Source organism: Chloroflexota bacterium (assembly GCA_016219275.1).
Taxonomy (GTDB): Bacteria; Chloroflexota; Anaerolineae; order UBA4142; family UBA4142; genus JACRBM01.
Genome location: JACRBM010000031.1, coordinates 1 through 15,557, shown reverse-complemented (window position 1 = coordinate 15,557; position 15,557 = coordinate 1). Strand labels below are relative to the sequence as shown.

The 15,557-nt window shown below is 56.8% G+C and carries 16 protein-coding genes and 1 tRNA gene; 9 read left to right on the top strand and 8 right to left on the bottom strand.

All coding sequences use genetic code 11. The features are described from left to right. Positions 1–253 precede the first annotated feature (253 nt). The 6 genes from rsmI (at position 254) to HY868_06195 (ending at position 5,303) form a co-directional block, all read left to right on the top strand. Entirely contained in the window at positions 254–1,114 is an 861-nt protein-coding gene (gene rsmI, locus HY868_06220) for a 16S rRNA (cytidine(1402)-2'-O)-methyltransferase (GenBank protein MBI5301711.1), read from the top strand. A 14-nt stretch (positions 1,115–1,128) separates the two neighbouring features. Next, entirely contained in the window at positions 1,129–2,097 is a 969-nt protein-coding gene (locus tag HY868_06215) for a phosphotransferase (GenBank protein MBI5301710.1), read from the top strand. 152 nt (positions 2,098–2,249) lie between these two features. After that, positions 2,250–3,485: a PrsW family intramembrane metalloprotease gene (locus HY868_06210; protein ID MBI5301709.1), complete on the top strand. Its 1,236-nt coding sequence runs from the start codon at positions 2,250–2,252 to the stop codon at positions 3,483–3,485. Beyond that, positions 3,482–4,336, top strand: coding sequence for a DegV family protein (locus HY868_06205; protein MBI5301708.1), 855 nt, complete (start codon positions 3,482–3,484; stop codon positions 4,334–4,336). Before HY868_06210 ends, HY868_06205 begins: the two co-directional genes overlap by 4 nt. 95 nt (positions 4,337–4,431) lie before the next feature. After that, the gene (locus HY868_06200) at positions 4,432–4,977 is read left to right on the top strand and encodes a sigma-70 family RNA polymerase sigma factor (GenBank protein ID MBI5301707.1); all 546 of its coding nucleotides are present in this window, start codon (positions 4,432–4,434) and stop codon (positions 4,975–4,977) included. A 65-nt stretch (positions 4,978–5,042) separates the two neighbouring features. Then, positions 5,043–5,303, top strand: coding sequence for a hypothetical protein (locus HY868_06195; GenBank protein MBI5301706.1), 261 nt, complete (start codon positions 5,043–5,045; stop codon positions 5,301–5,303). Between the two features lie 14 nt (positions 5,304–5,317). On the opposite strand, the gene HY868_06190 is transcribed toward HY868_06195, so the two are convergent. Together HY868_06190 and HY868_06185 are read right to left on the bottom strand one after the other, a co-directional pair. Further along, the gene (locus HY868_06190; protein ID MBI5301705.1) at positions 5,318–6,436 is read right to left on the bottom strand and encodes a M48 family metallopeptidase; all 1,119 of its coding nucleotides are present in this window, start codon (positions 6,434–6,436) and stop codon (positions 5,318–5,320) included. A gap of 56 nt (positions 6,437–6,492) precedes the next feature. Beyond that, positions 6,493–7,557 (bottom strand): VWA domain-containing protein, encoded by a 1,065-nt coding sequence (locus tag HY868_06185; protein MBI5301704.1) that lies wholly within the window; start codon positions 7,555–7,557, stop codon positions 6,493–6,495. Between the two features lie 437 nt (positions 7,558–7,994). Between HY868_06185 and HY868_06180 the strand changes: the two genes are divergently transcribed. The 3 genes from HY868_06180 to HY868_06170 all read left to right on the top strand — a co-directional run bounded on the left by HY868_06180 (position 7,995) and on the right by HY868_06170 (position 10,565). Continuing rightward, a complete protein-coding gene (locus HY868_06180; GenBank protein MBI5301703.1) occupies positions 7,995–8,339 on the top strand; it encodes a nitroreductase family deazaflavin-dependent oxidoreductase in 345 nt (114 codons plus the stop codon). Positions 8,340–8,550: 211 nt separating this feature from the next. Next, on the top strand, positions 8,551–10,065 hold the full coding sequence (locus HY868_06175) for a PAS domain-containing protein (GenBank protein ID MBI5301702.1): 1,515 nt from the start codon (positions 8,551–8,553) through the stop codon (positions 10,063–10,065). Beyond that, entirely contained in the window at positions 10,062–10,565 is a 504-nt protein-coding gene (locus HY868_06170; protein ID MBI5301701.1) for a hypothetical protein, read from the top strand. The genes HY868_06175 and HY868_06170 overlap by 4 nt, the downstream gene beginning before the upstream one ends. 76 nt (positions 10,566–10,641) lie before the next feature. On the opposite strand, the gene HY868_06165 is transcribed toward HY868_06170, so the two are convergent. From HY868_06165 to HY868_06140, 6 genes are all read right to left on the bottom strand, one after another. Further along, complete coding sequence (locus tag HY868_06165; GenBank protein MBI5301700.1) at positions 10,642–13,338, bottom strand: hypothetical protein; 2,697 nt, start codon at positions 13,336–13,338, stop codon at positions 10,642–10,644. Between the two features lie 20 nt (positions 13,339–13,358). Then, the gene (locus HY868_06160; protein MBI5301699.1) at positions 13,359–13,979 is read right to left on the bottom strand and encodes a thymidine kinase; all 621 of its coding nucleotides are present in this window, start codon (positions 13,977–13,979) and stop codon (positions 13,359–13,361) included. A 124-nt stretch (positions 13,980–14,103) separates the two neighbouring features. Beyond that, positions 14,104–14,469: a 50S ribosomal protein L31 gene (gene rpmE, locus HY868_06155; GenBank protein ID MBI5301698.1), complete on the bottom strand. Its 366-nt coding sequence runs from the start codon at positions 14,467–14,469 to the stop codon at positions 14,104–14,106. Positions 14,470–14,480: 11 nt separating this feature from the next. Beyond that, positions 14,481–14,741 (bottom strand): 50S ribosomal protein L27, encoded by a 261-nt coding sequence (gene rpmA, locus HY868_06150; GenBank protein ID MBI5301697.1) that lies wholly within the window; start codon positions 14,739–14,741, stop codon positions 14,481–14,483. A 117-nt stretch (positions 14,742–14,858) separates the two neighbouring features. After that, positions 14,859–15,182 (bottom strand): 50S ribosomal protein L21, encoded by a 324-nt coding sequence (gene rplU / locus HY868_06145; GenBank protein ID MBI5301696.1) that lies wholly within the window; start codon positions 15,180–15,182, stop codon positions 14,859–14,861. A 97-nt stretch (positions 15,183–15,279) separates the two neighbouring features. Beyond that, a tRNA-Leu gene (locus HY868_06140) sits at positions 15,280–15,363 on the bottom strand. Positions 15,364–15,557 lie beyond the last annotated feature (194 nt).

The following is a 15,557-nucleotide window of genomic DNA, read 5'->3' as shown; positions in this document are numbered from 1 at the left end:
TCTCACGTTCCCAATCGGTCAGATCATATTTGTAATGCCGCCCAATTTTTTTGAGTAGACCATGCACGCGCCGGCGTTAGTTTCGGCTAGTCCGCGTTAGGTGATAGCAAAACCCGAAAAATCGCTCCGGAACGATCCTAACAATTCGTAGTATATCACGAAGAACCGAAAAAAAATCAAAAATTCTGCGCGGTGAATTTCTGAATTCGTTTTAGACGCGCGGCGCGTTCCGTGATACAATGCGCCTCACCTCATGGGCACACTCTATCTCGTGGCGACGCCAATCGGCAATCTCGAAGACATTACGCTGCGCGCAATCCGCGTGCTCAAACAAGTCTCGCTGATCGCGGCGGAAGACACGCGCACCGCGCGGCAATTGTTGACGCACTTGCAACTCGCAACGCCGGTCGTCGCGTACTTTGAACCGGTGTACGATCGCAACGCCGCGCCGCGCATCAAGCTCGCGCAGATTCTCGACGCGCTCGAACACGGCGATGTTGCGGTGATTTCCGAAGCCGGCACGCCCGGTTTGTCCGACCCTGGTTACAACCTCGTCCGCGCGGCGATTGAACGCGACATCCGCGTCGTGCCAGTTCCCGGCGCGAACGCGCTCGTCGCCGCGTTGACCGCCTCCGGCTTACCCACCGATCAATTCGTCTACCTCGGTTTTTTGCCGCGTCAGAAAAACGCGCGGCGCGAATTTTTGCAATCGGTCGCGCGCGAAACGCGCACGCTCGTCGCCTATGAATCGCCGCACCGCGTTCTTGCCGCGCTCGACGACCTTGCCGCGATCCTGGGTGATCGCGAGATGTGCGTCGCGCGTGAACTGACCAAGCTGTTCGAGGAATTTTTTCGCGGCACGGTCACTGCCGCGCGCGAGCATTTCATCGAGCACGCGCCGCGCGGCGAATTCACGCTCATCATCGCCGGCGCAGACCCAGCAACTTTATCGGACGCGCAAGACGCGGTTGAGCCGTGGGACGATGCGCGCGTCGTCGCGGAGGTGCGCGCGCTGATCGAGTCGGGCGTGCCGCGCACGGACGCGGTCAAGCGCGTGGCGCGCCAAGCCAAGCGCGACCGCCACGCGGTCTACGCGCTCGCGCTGGGTGTGTAGGACGTGCCACCCCAATGAACCATTTTCCAGTTTCAAAATCGTTCTTGCTTCGCGACGCGCTAGCTCATCAAATCGAAGAAGAATACGGACTCGCGAACGTACGCTGTCAACTGATTACCGCGACCCTGCGTGATGTCTATTTGGTCACTTCGTCCCAGGGTAGGCATGTTCTCTATGTTTATCGGCACGGGCAACGCTCGAACGATGAAGTATCTGCCGAATGGCAGTTCGTAGATTATCTCTACGATTCTGGTGTACCGGTTGCGCCTGCCGTTCCCAGGAAATCAGGCGAATACCTGCTCAGTTTTCTCGCACCCGAAGGTATTCGACTTGCTGTATTGACGCAATTTGCGAAAGGGCAAATTCTGCGGAGACGACCCAGCATTGCCGCTGTCCGTGCGTATGGTCAAATCACCGCAAGAATTCACGCGCTCGCTGACCGGATGCCGTTCACGTTGAACCGACCCGCACTCAATTTCGAAAAGATGATGCAAGACTCGGTCACATCTTTTGAGAAAGAACTTTTCGACCGACCCAGTGATTTGGCATACCTCCATGAATCGGCAACGGTTTTGCAAACCAAGCTCGATGGATTACGCAATGCAGGGTTATCTTATGGATTGATTCACGGCGATGTGATTCGCGCGAACGCGTTGGTGGCAGACGATCACCAAGTCACCGTCCTCGATTTTGATTTTTGTGGGTTCGGTTGGCGCGCGTATGATGTAGCCAGTTATTTGCTGACGATCAGAAATACGCCACAAGAACCAGAATTTGAAAGAGCATTTCTCGAAGGGTACGAGGAGATTCGTCCGCTGGCGCGTGAGGATAAAGCCGCCCTCGGATTTTTTGAAGCGATCCGCGCGATCTTCTCTATCGGCGTATCGGCAATGAACATCGAACACTGGGGCAGTCAGTATTTCTACGCGTTTGTAGATAATGATCTTGCCGCACTGAAACGCAGTATGGATCGGATTTTGTAGAGATGTTCGCGAATCCTGCAACGTCTCTGCAAAATTGAAGAAACCGGGATTCTCGAGAAGGTATCACGGATTTGTCCGTTGATCATCGCCGGTGGGTGGGTGAATCCTACATTCCTCGCGCAGAACGAAATTGCCACTTTGGTGTTTTAACTGTGGAAGCGACTAGTGCGCCTATCGAATCACCTAAACCGTCCCGTCATCTAGCCAGTGGGATCGCCTTGCTCGCATTCGCATTGTTCCTCGGTCTATGTGGGGTGTGTTCGGCGACGGTGTATGTGATTGCGCCGCTCACCGCGCGACCCAGCGTGCAAACGAATGTGCTGTTCGGCGCGCTCGCGGGCATCGGTGGATTGCTCGGCGCGGGGTTGTTGTGGCAAAGCGTCATTGCCCTGCGCGGACGCGAACCTGGGTCTGCCGCGCGCGCGCTGCCGCCTTTCGGCGTGTTCGTCGCCGCGTTTTTCATCGCGGTGCCGGCAGGCATCGGTGTGTTGGCATTGCGCGATACCGCGCTTTTGCCGGTCGTATTGGGTTTTCCGTTTCTGCATTTCATCGCGGCGAGCGCGCCATCGTTTGCCGTGATCGCATACGTCGCGCGGCGCGTTGGCGCATCGTCGAGTTCGCGCGCGGCGTTCCTCGCGTTCGTCTGGGGCGCGTGCGGTTCGACGACGATCGCGATTTTGATCGAGCTGATTCTCGGCGTCATGTTCGTGCTCGTGGTGATCGTCATGTTGGCGATTCAACCGAACGGCGCGACCCAGTTAGACGAATTGCAACGCGCGGCGCAACGCCTGAGTCGTCTCGACGATACGTCCGTGCTGACGCAATGGCTTGCCAACCCGCTCGTCATCGCGGGCGTCTTGTTTTATTTCGCCTTGCTCATCCCAGTCGTCGAAGAGGCGCTAAAAACGCTCGTCCTCGCGCCGATGAACGCGCAACGTACGCGCGTGTGGGACGCGTTGTTGTGGGGCATCTGCGCGGGCGCGGGCTTTGCCTGGGTCGAAAATCTATTCAACGCGGGCAACACGGTTTCCGACTGGGGCGTGGTGATTTTGTTGCGCGCCGGCACGGCGATGATGCACATTGCGAACGGCGCGTGGATGGGACGCGGCTGGTATGCCGCGCGCGTGGAAAGGAGGTGGGGGCAACTCGTTCTCGCGTATCTGGTGAGTGTAGTGATTCACGCGGTTTGGAATGCCGCAGCGTTGGTGATGACGGCGGGCACGTTCGTGTTGAATGCCTCAACAGCGGTCTTGCCCGCGAGTTTGCTCGTGGGCGCGATGGCGATGATCCTCGCCGTGCTCACCGCGCTCGCGTTGGGCAGTGTCTTGTACGCGACGCAGCGTCAATCGCGTGAACAACATGTTGACGAAAGGAGTGTCTCATTGTGACAGTAAAAATTGTCACCGACTCGTCGGCGCATCTGTCGCAGACGGCGCGTGAGCAGTTCGACATCACAGTCGTGCCGCTGCACGTGTTCTTTGGTGAAACGGATTATCGCGATGAAGTGGATTTGCCGAACCAGCAATTCTACGCGATGTTGCCGGACGCCAAGGATCATCCTAAAACATCGCAGCCCTCCGCCGGCGAGTTTATCGAAGTCTACAAACCCCTCCTCGACGCGGGCAAGGAAATCGTTTCCGTTCACTTGTCTGCCAAGTTGAGCGGGACGTACGCCTCTGCCTGCGCAGCAAAGGAACATCTCGAAGGGCAGTTCAAAAAAGCGTTACCCATCAACATCGTAGACACGTTGAATGTTTCGATGGGGTTGGGTCTGCTCGTGATCGCGGCGGCGCAAGCCGCGCAAGCGGGCAAGTCACCGCAAGACATTGTGGCGACGCTGAATGCGTTGATTCCAAAACTCAATCTGATCTTTGTGTTGGACACGCTCGAGTACTTGAAGCGCGGTGGACGGATCGGCGGCGCGCGGGCGATGCTCGGTTCGCTGTTGAACGTCAAGCCGATGTTGGAAGTGGTGAACGGACAGGTCGAACCGCTCGAACAACCGCGCTCACGTGCCAAGGCGCTTAAACGCGCGATTGAGATCATGGAAGAACGCGTCGCCGGCAAACCGGCGCACGCCGCGATTTTGCACGCCCAAGCCGCGGACGACGCCGCGACTTTGGAGCAAGACATTCGAGCGCGGGTCAATTGCCGTGAGCTTTATCTCTCGGAAATTGGACCCGCGATTGGTGTACACGTCGGACCGAACGCGGTCGGCTTGGCGTTTTACGCCGAGTGAAGCGGTCGGGGCGACTGCGTGTCGCCCCGACCGCGTAACGAGAAATGCCGCGCGGTGTTCTTATCACAGGACACCGCGCGTTGTCTGGAGTGATCGTGTCCGAATCGGAAGAGCAGTTGATCGAACGCGCCAAGCGCGACCCGGACGCGTTCGGGGTGTTGTACGAACAGAACGTAGATCGAATTTTTAGTTACATCGTGTATCGTGTGGGCGATGCGCGCGAGGCGGAGGATTTGACGGCGCGCGTGTTCTTTCGCGCGCTCGCGCGCATTCGCGATTATCGCCAACGCGGCATTCCGTTTATCGCGTGGCTCTATCGCATCGCGCACAACCTGGTCGCGAACTGGTATCGCGATACGAGCCGCCGCCGCGATATTCGCCTCGACGACGCGGTGATGGTCGCGGAGAAACATGCCGGACCCGAACATCTCGCCGAGCGCAATGACCAAGCACGCGCGTTGCTCGACGTAATTCGCCGTTTGCCGGAGGAACGGCAACAGGTTCTGATTCTCAAGTACGTCGAGGGTTTGTCCAACGCGGAAATCGCGCAAGTAATGGGACGCAGTGAAGGCGCGATCAAGTCGCTGTATCATCGCACGCTGCTCGAGCTGCGCGACCAAATGCCGCCGGAGGATTTCTGATTTTCGATTGACGCCACTGCCCCGTTCGGAAAAATCGAAAATCGAAAATGTGTAAGAGGTGGTGGATGTATCCTAAAGATGAACATTCGCTCGACCAAGTTGAATCGCACTTGTCGCGCGCGCTCCACCCGGTTGCCGTGCCAACCGATTTTCGCGCGCAACTGCAAAACGGATTGATGCTCGCCGCGCGTCACGATGTCGTCGTAGAAAAAGAAAACCAGCCCGTGTGGGGCTGGATGGTGAGCGCGTTTCTGATTGGGATTCTCGTCGGCGTCGTCCTGCTGAATCAACGCTGGCGCGGGCGGGCTGTGATACGTAATCCATAATGTCGGGTTGCGTGTCACGTTTGCGCGAACAATTCCCCGCGTTTGATCCGCTTGCCAATCGGTGGGTGCGAGTAGAGCAACCACTCGACCCACGCCTCTGGTTCGACCTCCGATAGATTTTGATTCGCCAACTTTTCCATCGCGCCGATGAATGCCGGCGCGTTGCGCGTCGTTTGCAACGCGTAATCGTCCGCCATGCTTTCACGCCAACGCGAGAACGTGTTGCTCATCGGCGTCGTCACCAAACCGAATGCGCCGAGCGCGAGCGCGAACACCGGCATTGCCGCGAGATCGGCGACGCTCGTGTATCTCAACCACGCGACGCCCGCGCGCAAAAACGCATCGGCGAGGACAAAGCCGACGAGCGTCGTCAACGATTCGAAGACGAGCGACCAACCGATATCGCGATGGACGTGATGACCCAACTCGTGCGCGAGAATCGTTTCGATTTCATCGTGCGAGTAATTCTGGTACAACGTGTCGCCGAGCACGATGCGCCGCGTGTTGCCCAGCCCCATCAACGCGGCGTTTGCCGCCGTCGTCTTCTCCGAGAGCATCATCGTGTAAACGCCTTGCACGCGCGCCTGCGCGCGCTCGGCGAGCGCGGTTAATCGCCGAACTAGTTCTGCGTCTTGCAGCGGCGCGAACTTGAAAAAGATCGGTGCGATGAGCACAGGCGCGAGGTTCGCGAGGATCACGTTCAACAGAATCATAAACCCGGTCGCCCAGAGCCACCAGGTGTCCGGTGCGTTGCGTAAAACCGCGTAGATCACTTCGATGACGATGCCGCCGAGTACGCAACCTAATGCGCCGGCTTTTGCGACATCGGTCAACCACGCGCGCAGGGTTTGCGTCGAGAGTCCGTAGCGGTGTGGCAGAACGAATCCGCTATAGTACGCGAACGGCGCGAACAAGGTTTCGTACCCGACGAACGCGACGATAAAGTACAACATCGTCGCGAGCCACGCGTCGGTCGTAATCGCGAGAATCATCTGCTTGAGCCACACGTTCAGCCCTAGCGCGATGACCGCGAGGATGGCGAGCGCGCCCAGGATCACATCGAGCGCGAGCAAACGATGACGGATGCGCGCGTACTCTTTGGCTTGACGTTGACGTTCGAGGTTGATCGGCATGGTGATTCAGAAACCCTTGCGAAGGTTCTAAAACCTTCGCAAGGGTCTGCGGTAATTTACGGCAAGCGGTTGAACCAGAAGAGCGACAATGTGCCGCCCAGGAGCAGCAGAGCAATTGCGCCGGCGGTGAACAGCGAAGTGATTTCAGTGCGTTCGGTCCGGAGAATCAATTGCGTGTCGAGGTTCTGGTAAATTTCCACGAGCGCGTCTTCGTTGGATGCGTGAAAATACTCGCCGTCGGTCATTTCGGAAACGGCGCGCAACGTTTTCTCGTCGAGCGTCGCGCGAAAACCGCCGCCTCCGCCGCCAAAGCCGCCCGGACCGCCGCTGCCCGGACCTTGAATCGTTGCGCCTTGCACGGTGCCCGCACCGATGGTGTAGACGCGGACGCCGCGCTGCGCCGCTTTTTCGGCGGCTTGGAGCGGCGGAACCCCTGTGTTGCTCTGCCCGTCGGTCAGCAGGATGACGATGGCTGGCACGTGATGCCCCGGCGAAACGGGCGTGGGGGTTGGCAGGGGCGCATTTGGCGCGATGGGCGCGGCGGGCGTCACGATGGCTTGCGACGCGGTAGTCGGCATATCCGGATTTTCAAAAATCGCGTCGAGCGAGACGAGGATGCCGTACCCGATAGCGGTCGCGCGTTGCAAATACAAACGATCCACCGCGGCGAGGACGGCATCGCGATCAATCGTCGGCGGTTGCACGAGCGACGCGGTGCCGGAAAACGCGACGATACCGATGCGTGTCGTGGGGTCTTGCTTGTTGATGAACGCGCGGGCGGCAGCTTTGGCGGCTTCGATGCGGCTGGGTTTCAGATCGTCGGCGCGCATACTGCCCGACACGTCAATCGCGAGAATGACGGTCGCTTCTTGTTTGGGCAGCGTGACGACCGAAAACGGACGCGCGAGCGCGAACAACATCGCGCTGATGCCAAGCAGGAAAAAGAAAGGCGGTATGTGCCGCCGCCACATGCTCTGTTGATCTAGCGCGTCTTTGACGAGCGAGAGACTCGAATACCGAATCGCGTACTTGGAGCGTCGGCGTTGAATCCACACGTAATAGCCGACGAGGAGCGGGATCGCTATTAACACCGGCAACATCCATTGCCAGAGGAAGATCATACGTGCCTCACTTCTTGCGAGTTTTTACAAACTCACGCGCCTATGCTGCTCCGTGAAGCGCAACCCAGGTTCTGCTTTTGCCGCACGGACAATTTGGATAACCGATACCAATTTACGTGCTCCAGACCTTGAGAAAATGACTTGAGCATAGACCTTCCAGGTCTCGAGGACTTGAATGGTCTTGACCGATGATTTCCAAAAGTAAATCTGACTTTAGTGTTGGTCAAGTGTGTCTGTTTGAATTACGGGTGGAAGGTTGCGATGGTTTTCTGAGACGAATGGATGGCGCGTGTCTTGCGATGCGGAGAGTGCCGACCCTAGCGCGTAGAGGATGAATCGCACGCGCACATTGTACCCACTGTACGTTTGGCGTCAAGGGGGGATGAACAACACGTCGGGGCTTGACAGTATCACCCCACACGGTTAATGTTACCGCCATGATCGAACAATCCGATTTTTCCCGCGAACAATACCTCTACCTCACGACGACCGGACGCAAAACCGGCTTGCCGCGCGAAATCGAAATATGGTTCGTGACGTTCGACGATAAATTCTTCATTCTCGCCGAGCATCGCGAACGCACACAGTGGGTCAAGAATATTCGCCACAACCCGCGCGTCCGCGTCCGCATCGGTACACGCACGTTCGACGCGACCGCGCGCATACTCGACGCGGAACGTGATCGCGCGACGTACCAACGCGCGCAACAACTCGAACGCGACAAGTATGGCTGGGGTGCGGGACTGCCGGTCGAAATCGTACCCGACTCACGCGACGCGTAGGACAAGGCAATCGTACAACATTTTTGTGTTAGACAAAGCCGCGTGTGGCGTGGGTCGGCGAGGAAACGCCCAATCTGTGGAGCGGGCAGCCTGTCCGCTTGTGCGGACGAGCCGTCCGCACCACAGAATACCTGACTTGAGCCGTGGCAGATTTGGCGAATGCCTTGCCCCTACTTGGGTTTGTGATATAATCTCCGCCGGAGAAAATTCTATGGACGCGAAAGAAATCGCCGCGCAACTCGCGCGCGAATTGCATTATCTCGATATGCCCATCGGCGTGTACGTCGTCGCGACGGATGGACAGTTTATCGCGTGCAACCGCCTCGTGCGCGACATGCTTGCCTTGCCGCTCGACGGCGACGTGCACGCGAGTCTCGCACAATTCTACGCCGATGCCAACACGCGCGGCGAATTGCTCCGCAAAGCCGCCGAAGCCGAAGCACGCGGCTCGTTTCTGCAAAAAGAAATCATCCATCTACGCGTTGCCGCGCGCGATCTCTACGTCGAAGATTATTGCAAGCCCCTGCGCGATCCCGCGACGCGCGCGATTGTCGGCTATATCGGTTGCCTCGTAGACATTACCATCGAGTACGAAGCGCAAAAGCGCGAGGGGCAACTCCAGAACAAAGTCGAAGAACTCACATTCGACATCGGTCGAATTCTGCACGCGAACACCAGCACATTGTTGATGGCGCAACAAACGCTCGACAGCGTCGCGGAAGCATTGAGCCAGCGTGCGCTCAAAGAAGTGATCGGCACTCCGCTCGAAGATTTGGACGAACAATTGATCAAGGAAGCCGAGCAACTCGCCGGCACGCTCGACAAACTGATCCAGGGTTCCGACGCATCGCGTCGCGCCCAAGCGCTGCCCGAAGCGAAATGGGACGCGCTCGCGACCAAGATCGCGCCACTGCGCCAGGTGCGCGAAATGGTTCCTGGGTTCGAAATGCGCGTGCCCGCGCTGCGCACCGCCGCGCATCAAGTCACCGTGACGTGTCACGCGATGACGACGGGCGCGTTGCCGCGCGAACTCGTGAAAGAAGTGCTCCGCGCCGCGGCGCAACTCGAAAATACCGCGTGTCTCGCCGACGTGTTAATGTCGCGCATGGCAATCGTGCAGATGGACGCGACGCTCCGCTCGTTGCGCGATTTTGTCACCGCCGACATTCGCACGCACGAGCCAAAGAAACGCTTGTCGGTCAAACTGCTCGTCGAGCAGACCATCACGCAGATGGCGGAATTTGCGCGCACCTCGCGCGTGGATATTCATCGCAAGGAACGCGATTTCGATGTGGGCGTGGAAGGCATCGAGCGCGATGTGACGCGCGCGCTCGCGAATCTGTTGCACAACGCGATCAAGTACTCGTGGCGGCGCGATCGCTACAAATCACCCTGGGTCACGGTACGCGCGTTCGCGCGCGACGGAATCGCATGCATCGAGTTTGAAAATTGGGGCGTGCCCATCGCGCAAGAAGAAATTGATAACGGTTTGATTTTCCAACTCGGCTATCGCGGCAAGTGGTCCAAGGACCGCGGACGGTTGGGCACCGGCATCGGCTTGACCGATGCGAAACGCACCGCCGAAGCGAATCGCGGCAGTCTGCACGTCGCGAGCCGTCCCGCGAATCCTGGGTGGGTGCGTCCGGATGATCGCGATTATTACAATCAACCATTCATCACAACGGTGACATTCTGTTTGCCCGAATCGGCAGAGGTACGACGATGAACAAACGACCGAGTGTGCTTTGGATTGAAGACAGCGCGCGTTTTGAATTGCGTAACCTGGTCGGTCCGCTTTTTTTCAGCGGCAAGTACGATTTCAGTCTCGCGGAGGATGTGACCTCGGCGTTGTACCAGTTGCGCGTCAAAGAGTACGACAGCGTGATCGTAGACATTCGCTTGCCGCCCGGCATTGATCCCGAATGGCGCAAGCATTATCAGCAAACGGGGTTCGATAAAGTGCACGCGCAACTCGGATTGAAATTGTTGTACTGGATGTTGAGCAAGGATGCTTCGATTCATCCCGATGCGCCGCCCGAATGGATCAAGCCGTGCCGCGTCGGCGTGTTCACCGTCGAGAGTCGCGGCGAAATTCAGCAACATCTCGATACGCTCGGCATCAAGATTTTCCGGCAGAAATCCGCCGGCTTGCGCGACACGACGCTCCTCGAATTGATTGACGAGATTCTGGCACAAGCACAAGCAGAAAATCCCGCCCCCCTGTAAGCAAGACCGTCAGCCAAAAAAAATCCAGGTTTCTTCAAGAAACCTGGATTTTGGGTTCAAGTAGAGAGTGGGATTTTTATTTTGCATCTTCGATTTTAATCCACTCGATTGCCGCCGCGACATTCGGCTCGGTCGCGCCGATGCCGACGACGAGTTGTGCGGGCATGGTCGCGCCAAGCAACTCCATCGCGTTCGAAGCGCCTTTCACACCAATAATCGCGTGTGACCAGCGAAACTTGTCACGCAAATCTTCCCTTGCCCCAATTGAGTGCAACGCTTCAACTGCTTCCGGTGTGAGATGACGCGACGCTTCATCGCGTACAGCAACCGCAACGATTCTGCCATTCGGAATCGCGGCGATGAATCGTGCCATTCTTACGGATTCGGTTCGTAACGTGAATGTATCAAATGCCGCACGCGACTCGACCGCACCGGTTTTTTCGTTGATGACAATAATATTGTAACCGCGCAAATTCGGCGACGCCTCTACGCCATTGACGTAGATGTGCGCGAAATCGCCAACCTCGCTCCCCGCGCTATACGCAACGATTGAAACCGGCGAGGTAGTTGTCCCGACCGCAAAATCACCTTCATGGATAGTTGATACCGGCGCAAGCGTGTCAAAATGCAAAATGATTTCATTAATCCCCACGCGCAATGCGCCCGGAGGAACTGCAACCGCGTATTCTCCCCAACCCGGTTGAAGGGCAACTTGCCCAGTAGCAAGTCCATTAACGAACACGACTAGCTTTTGATTTGCCATTGGGGCAAATGCGCGTACTTTGAATACGTAATTTTCTTTGACTTGCTCAAATCGAAAGAATATCCGCGCATCGTGGCGCAATGCCCAAACAGATGTGCCCCGTAGAGTTCCCCAGCCCTCTGCAAAATGCAAACGCGCCCACTCGTCGTCGGGGCGAATATCTGCACCCCGTGACCAGGGTATTTGCTTCACGCGATACGCAATTGTTTGCCCCGTTTCATCTGTCGAATCGTAAATCTTTGTCGTCTGAAACGCATTTTCGATATATTGCCGCGCGTTTTCGAGAGCGGCGCGGTTCTGTTCCTCTCGCGGCGAATGCCATACAATGTACCGAATACCGAGGAAACTGACGAGACCGTGTGAGATTTTGCTATCGTCATACCATAAATAACCAACGTCGCGCCCGTTTTCCGCCCAGATCAACGAACTAATCACCGGCGCTTCAGTAAAGTACTGGAATTTCAGTTCCGGATTGCGCGAGGTGTTGCCGCCGAGGATCGGGCGGCGATGCGCGGTCTGGTACCACTGCGCGAACATCATCGCTTGGTCGAGCGTGCCGGTCATGCGAAAACCGTTGCGCCATGCCAGTGGAATTTCGAGCAGCGTGAAATCACCCTTGTCCTGCGCGATGGTTTTGTAGACATCTGGGATGCGGAAATCGGAGAGCGGCAGAACGGCGAGATGCTCAAATAAAGTAAACAGTAAACAGCTAACAGTAAACAGTAACGTCCACTTTTGACTTTTAGCTTTTAACTTTTGACTTGCGAGCGCAATTCCGTACCCCACCAACACCGCGAGCGCGAGCGTCACCATCACGCTCCAACGACTCGGATAGCGATTGCCTTTAACGAAGGGAATTTCGAGCAGGATGTCGAACGGCATCGGCAGATCGAAACGCGCACCATTTACCACGAGTGCGGGACCGAGTGAAATCAAAATAAAAATTGCGCCGAACACGCCCCAGATACGCACGTGCGGAATCTTCCATAGCGCGAGAATCGCGAGCGCGAGCGCGACGAAACCCAGGTACGCAAAGTTCGTGTACGCAAAGTTCATCTGCGGCTCAATGCCGCCCAAAATCGGATTGAGTTTGCTCGGTACGAAAAATCCCAGCACATCACTCGAAAACACATCGGCAAAGCCAAGACCCTGTTGAATGAAATCGCCTTCGGTGAGCATATCCTGGATCATCGCGGCGAGAATCGGGGACATGGGGATGGTGAAGGTGAGGACGGCGACGAGAAAAGTAATTAGTAATTGGTAATTGGTAATTAGTTTGCCGCGTGTCGCGATGAGACGATAGACGAGATAAAGCGCGGTAAAGATGATGAGGAACGACGCGTAGATAAATTCGCTCAATGCTTGGAAAAGAAGAAACAGTCCCAGAAGAAATCCAAATCGAAGTGTCTCGGCGGTCGTCCGTCGGCGGTCAGCGGTCAATTTCAACAGGAACAGCACATAGTACGGAATCCAATGCGACGACGCGATGTTGAACTGACCGAGCGATACGTACAGCATCTTGTTCGCCGAGAACGCGTACAACGCGCCGGCAATGAACGCGGCAACTGTTGACTGTTGACTGTTGACTGTTGACTGGGCTAACAGGTATTTGACCAGCAGATATGTTCCCAACCCGCCGACGACAAACGAGAACCACACATTCGCGTTCGTCGCGATGACGAGGTTCGTGGCGTACTGCAGTGGAATCGAAAGAAAGGCGTTGAGGTACGTGAGCGTGTAAAACGCGAGGTTGATCCCGATTGGATAAAACATGTGCTGGGTGTAGATGGGACTCTGACCCAGGTTGATGATCGCGTACGGAACCCACCACAAGTTCCACGCGAGCGCGGGATCGTCGCCGCCGTCGCCGGGAACGTGCGTGGTGAAATGCAACACGAGAGGAAACGTGAGTACGATCGCGAGGACGAGATACGCGATGAGCGCAACGATGTCCGCGCGAAACGTTTGCGTCGAGCCGACCTGGGTTGCCGGTCGTCCGTCATCCGTCATCCGTCATCCGTCCTTCGTCGCTATTTCGCGCTCTGCGCCTTGTCTCGTCCCGGCACTTGATGGCAATGCCGGCAGCGCGCTTCGTACACTTCGCTCGCGCCGACGAGAATCACCGGGTCGTCGTACTTGGCGGGCGAACCGTTGATGAGACGTTGCGTGCGCGACGCCGGATCACCGCACACGACGCAGATCGCGGAGAGTTTATCCACGTGCTCGGCGTGCGCCATCAACAGCGGCATCGGACCGAACGGCTCGCCGCGAAAATCCATGTCGAGTCCGGCGAGGATGACGCGAATTCCGCGATCGGCAAGTAGGTTGACGACTTCGGCGATTTTCCAGTCGAAGAATTGCGCCTCGTCAATCGCGACGACGGTCGTGTCCGGCGCGATTTGCGAGGGAATCTGGCTCGCGTCCTGCACCGGGATCGCGTTCCAGTTTGCGCCGCTGTGCGAAGCGACCTGGCTTGCGCCGTAACGCGTGTCGAGCCGGTGCGAGAACACTTGCACGCGTTGTTTGGCGATCTCGGCGCGGCGAATGCGGCGAATCAATTCTTCGGTCTTGCCGGAAAACATCGAGCCGCAAATCAATTCGATGTGTCCTCGTGAGCGCAGAACCCGTTCGCGTTCAACCGTCGCGTCCATCATCCGCTTCTCCTCGTCAAAAGTTACTCAGTCATGCGAAGGTTGCCAACCTTCGCATGGCTCGGCAGAGTCGTCGCCAAAAAAAGAGACAGAGGTTTTGCTCTGTCTCTTCGCTTTACGTGTCTTATTCCGCCGGTTTGTCTTGGGCTTGCGGCGCATCACCCGCTACGGCAAGCGGTAAATCGGCTGGCGCTTCCGGCTGAGGTGCGCTTTCAACTTTGCGTCCGCGACGACGATCTTTCTTTACACGCTTGTCTTCGACGGTCGCTTGCGTTGCGGCGATTTGTTCTTTCGCCGTCATGCGCTTGTTAAAACGCTCGACCTGACCCGCCGTGTCCACGATGCGTTGTTCGCCCGTGAAGAACGGGTGGCACTTGTTGCACACGTCGGTATGAATTTCTTTTTTCGTAGAGGCGGTGCGCCACGCGTTGCCACACGCGCAGGTCACAACCGCATCGGGATACCACGTAGGATGAATTGCGTCTTTCACTTTAACCTACCCTACTCTGCCTTGGGCAGAATACTAACTTGCTTTTTCTCTTTGCTAAATGGTTCGAACTTGACGGTGCCGGCGATCAACGCGTAGAGCGTATCGTCTTTGCCGAGACCCACGTTCAATCCCGGGCGAATGTGCGTGCCGCGTTGGCGCACGATAATCGAGCCGGCGTTTACATACTCACCATCATAGCGCTTGACGCCCAAGCGTTGCGCATTACTATCGCGGCCATTGCGCGATGAGCCGCCACCTTTTTTGTGTGCCATCTTATCACTCCGTTTTGGAGGTCGGAAATCGGAGGTCGGAAATTGGAAGTTGGAATCTCATCTCACATCCAATTTCCAACCTCCATTTTCTAATTTCCAATTTCTAACATCCAACTTCTACCCTTTGATTTCCGAAATTTCCAGGCGTGTGAATTCCTGCCGATGTCCAAGCGTCTTGCGGCGGCGATGTTTGTTGCGATAATCAAAGTGCGTCACTTTGACGCCCTTGCCTTCGCCAACCACTTTCGCGACGACTTCAGCGCCGGTAACCATCGGTTTGCCGACCGTGACATTGCCATCGTGTTCGAGCATCAACACGCTCGTCAACGTCACTTGATCGCCGACCGCGTTCGGCAGTTTTTCAACTTCGATCTTGTCGCCGACTGCGACGCGATATTGTTTTCCACCCGTCTTGAGTACTGCGTACACGTCGTCCTCCACAATTCCAATCCAACTGTCAACGGCGCAGGATTATACTTGCGATGACCCGTTTTGTCAAAAACAAACCCCAGAGCGGTGACTCTGGGGAATTCCGCCATGCCGAGCCAGGGACTTGAACCCTGATGGACTTTCGCCCACACGCCCCTGAAACGTGCGCGTCTGCCAGTTCCGCCAGCTCGGCGTTCGGATTGCATTGTATTCTAAAGCCGCGATTTGTCAAACGCCACGCGCCTAGCGGGTGTGCGTCAGATTTTCGGATTGGTCAGTTGCCGGGATGATTTGAAACGCGCGCGCCCAATCGGTGAACGCCGCCACGGATGATTCACTGACGGGCGATTGGGTGGTTTCGGTTGGTCCGAGGTTGACGTGTGAGAT

Excerpts from the sequence above, each read along its gene's own strand:
- HY868_06195 (MBI5301706.1), top strand. The coding sequence starts at position 5,043 with ATGTATCCTAAAGATGAACATTCGCTCGACCAAGTTGAATCGCACTTG.
- rpmA (MBI5301697.1), bottom strand. The coding sequence starts at position 14,741 with ATGGCACACAAAAAAGGTGGCGGCTCATCGCGCAATGGCCGCGATAGT.
- HY868_06215 (MBI5301710.1), top strand. The coding sequence starts at position 1,129 with ATGAACCATTTTCCAGTTTCAAAATCGTTCTTGCTTCGCGACGCGCTA.
- HY868_06170 (MBI5301701.1), top strand. The coding sequence starts at position 10,062 with ATGAACAAACGACCGAGTGTGCTTTGGATTGAAGACAGCGCGCGTTTT.
- HY868_06190 (MBI5301705.1), bottom strand. The coding sequence starts at position 6,436 with ATGCCGATCAACCTCGAACGTCAACGTCAAGCCAAAGAGTACGCGCGC.
- HY868_06175 (MBI5301702.1), top strand. The coding sequence starts at position 8,551 with ATGGACGCGAAAGAAATCGCCGCGCAACTCGCGCGCGAATTGCATTAT.
- HY868_06160 (MBI5301699.1), bottom strand. The coding sequence starts at position 13,979 with ATGGACGCGACGGTTGAACGCGAACGGGTTCTGCGCTCACGAGGACAC.
- HY868_06165 (MBI5301700.1), bottom strand. The coding sequence starts at position 13,338 with ATGACGGATGACGGACGACCGGCAACCCAGGTCGGCTCGACGCAAACG.
- rsmI (MBI5301711.1), top strand. The coding sequence starts at position 254 with ATGGGCACACTCTATCTCGTGGCGACGCCAATCGGCAATCTCGAAGAC.
- HY868_06185 (MBI5301704.1), bottom strand. The coding sequence starts at position 7,557 with ATGATCTTCCTCTGGCAATGGATGTTGCCGGTGTTAATAGCGATCCCG.
- HY868_06180 (MBI5301703.1), top strand. The coding sequence starts at position 7,995 with ATGATCGAACAATCCGATTTTTCCCGCGAACAATACCTCTACCTCACG.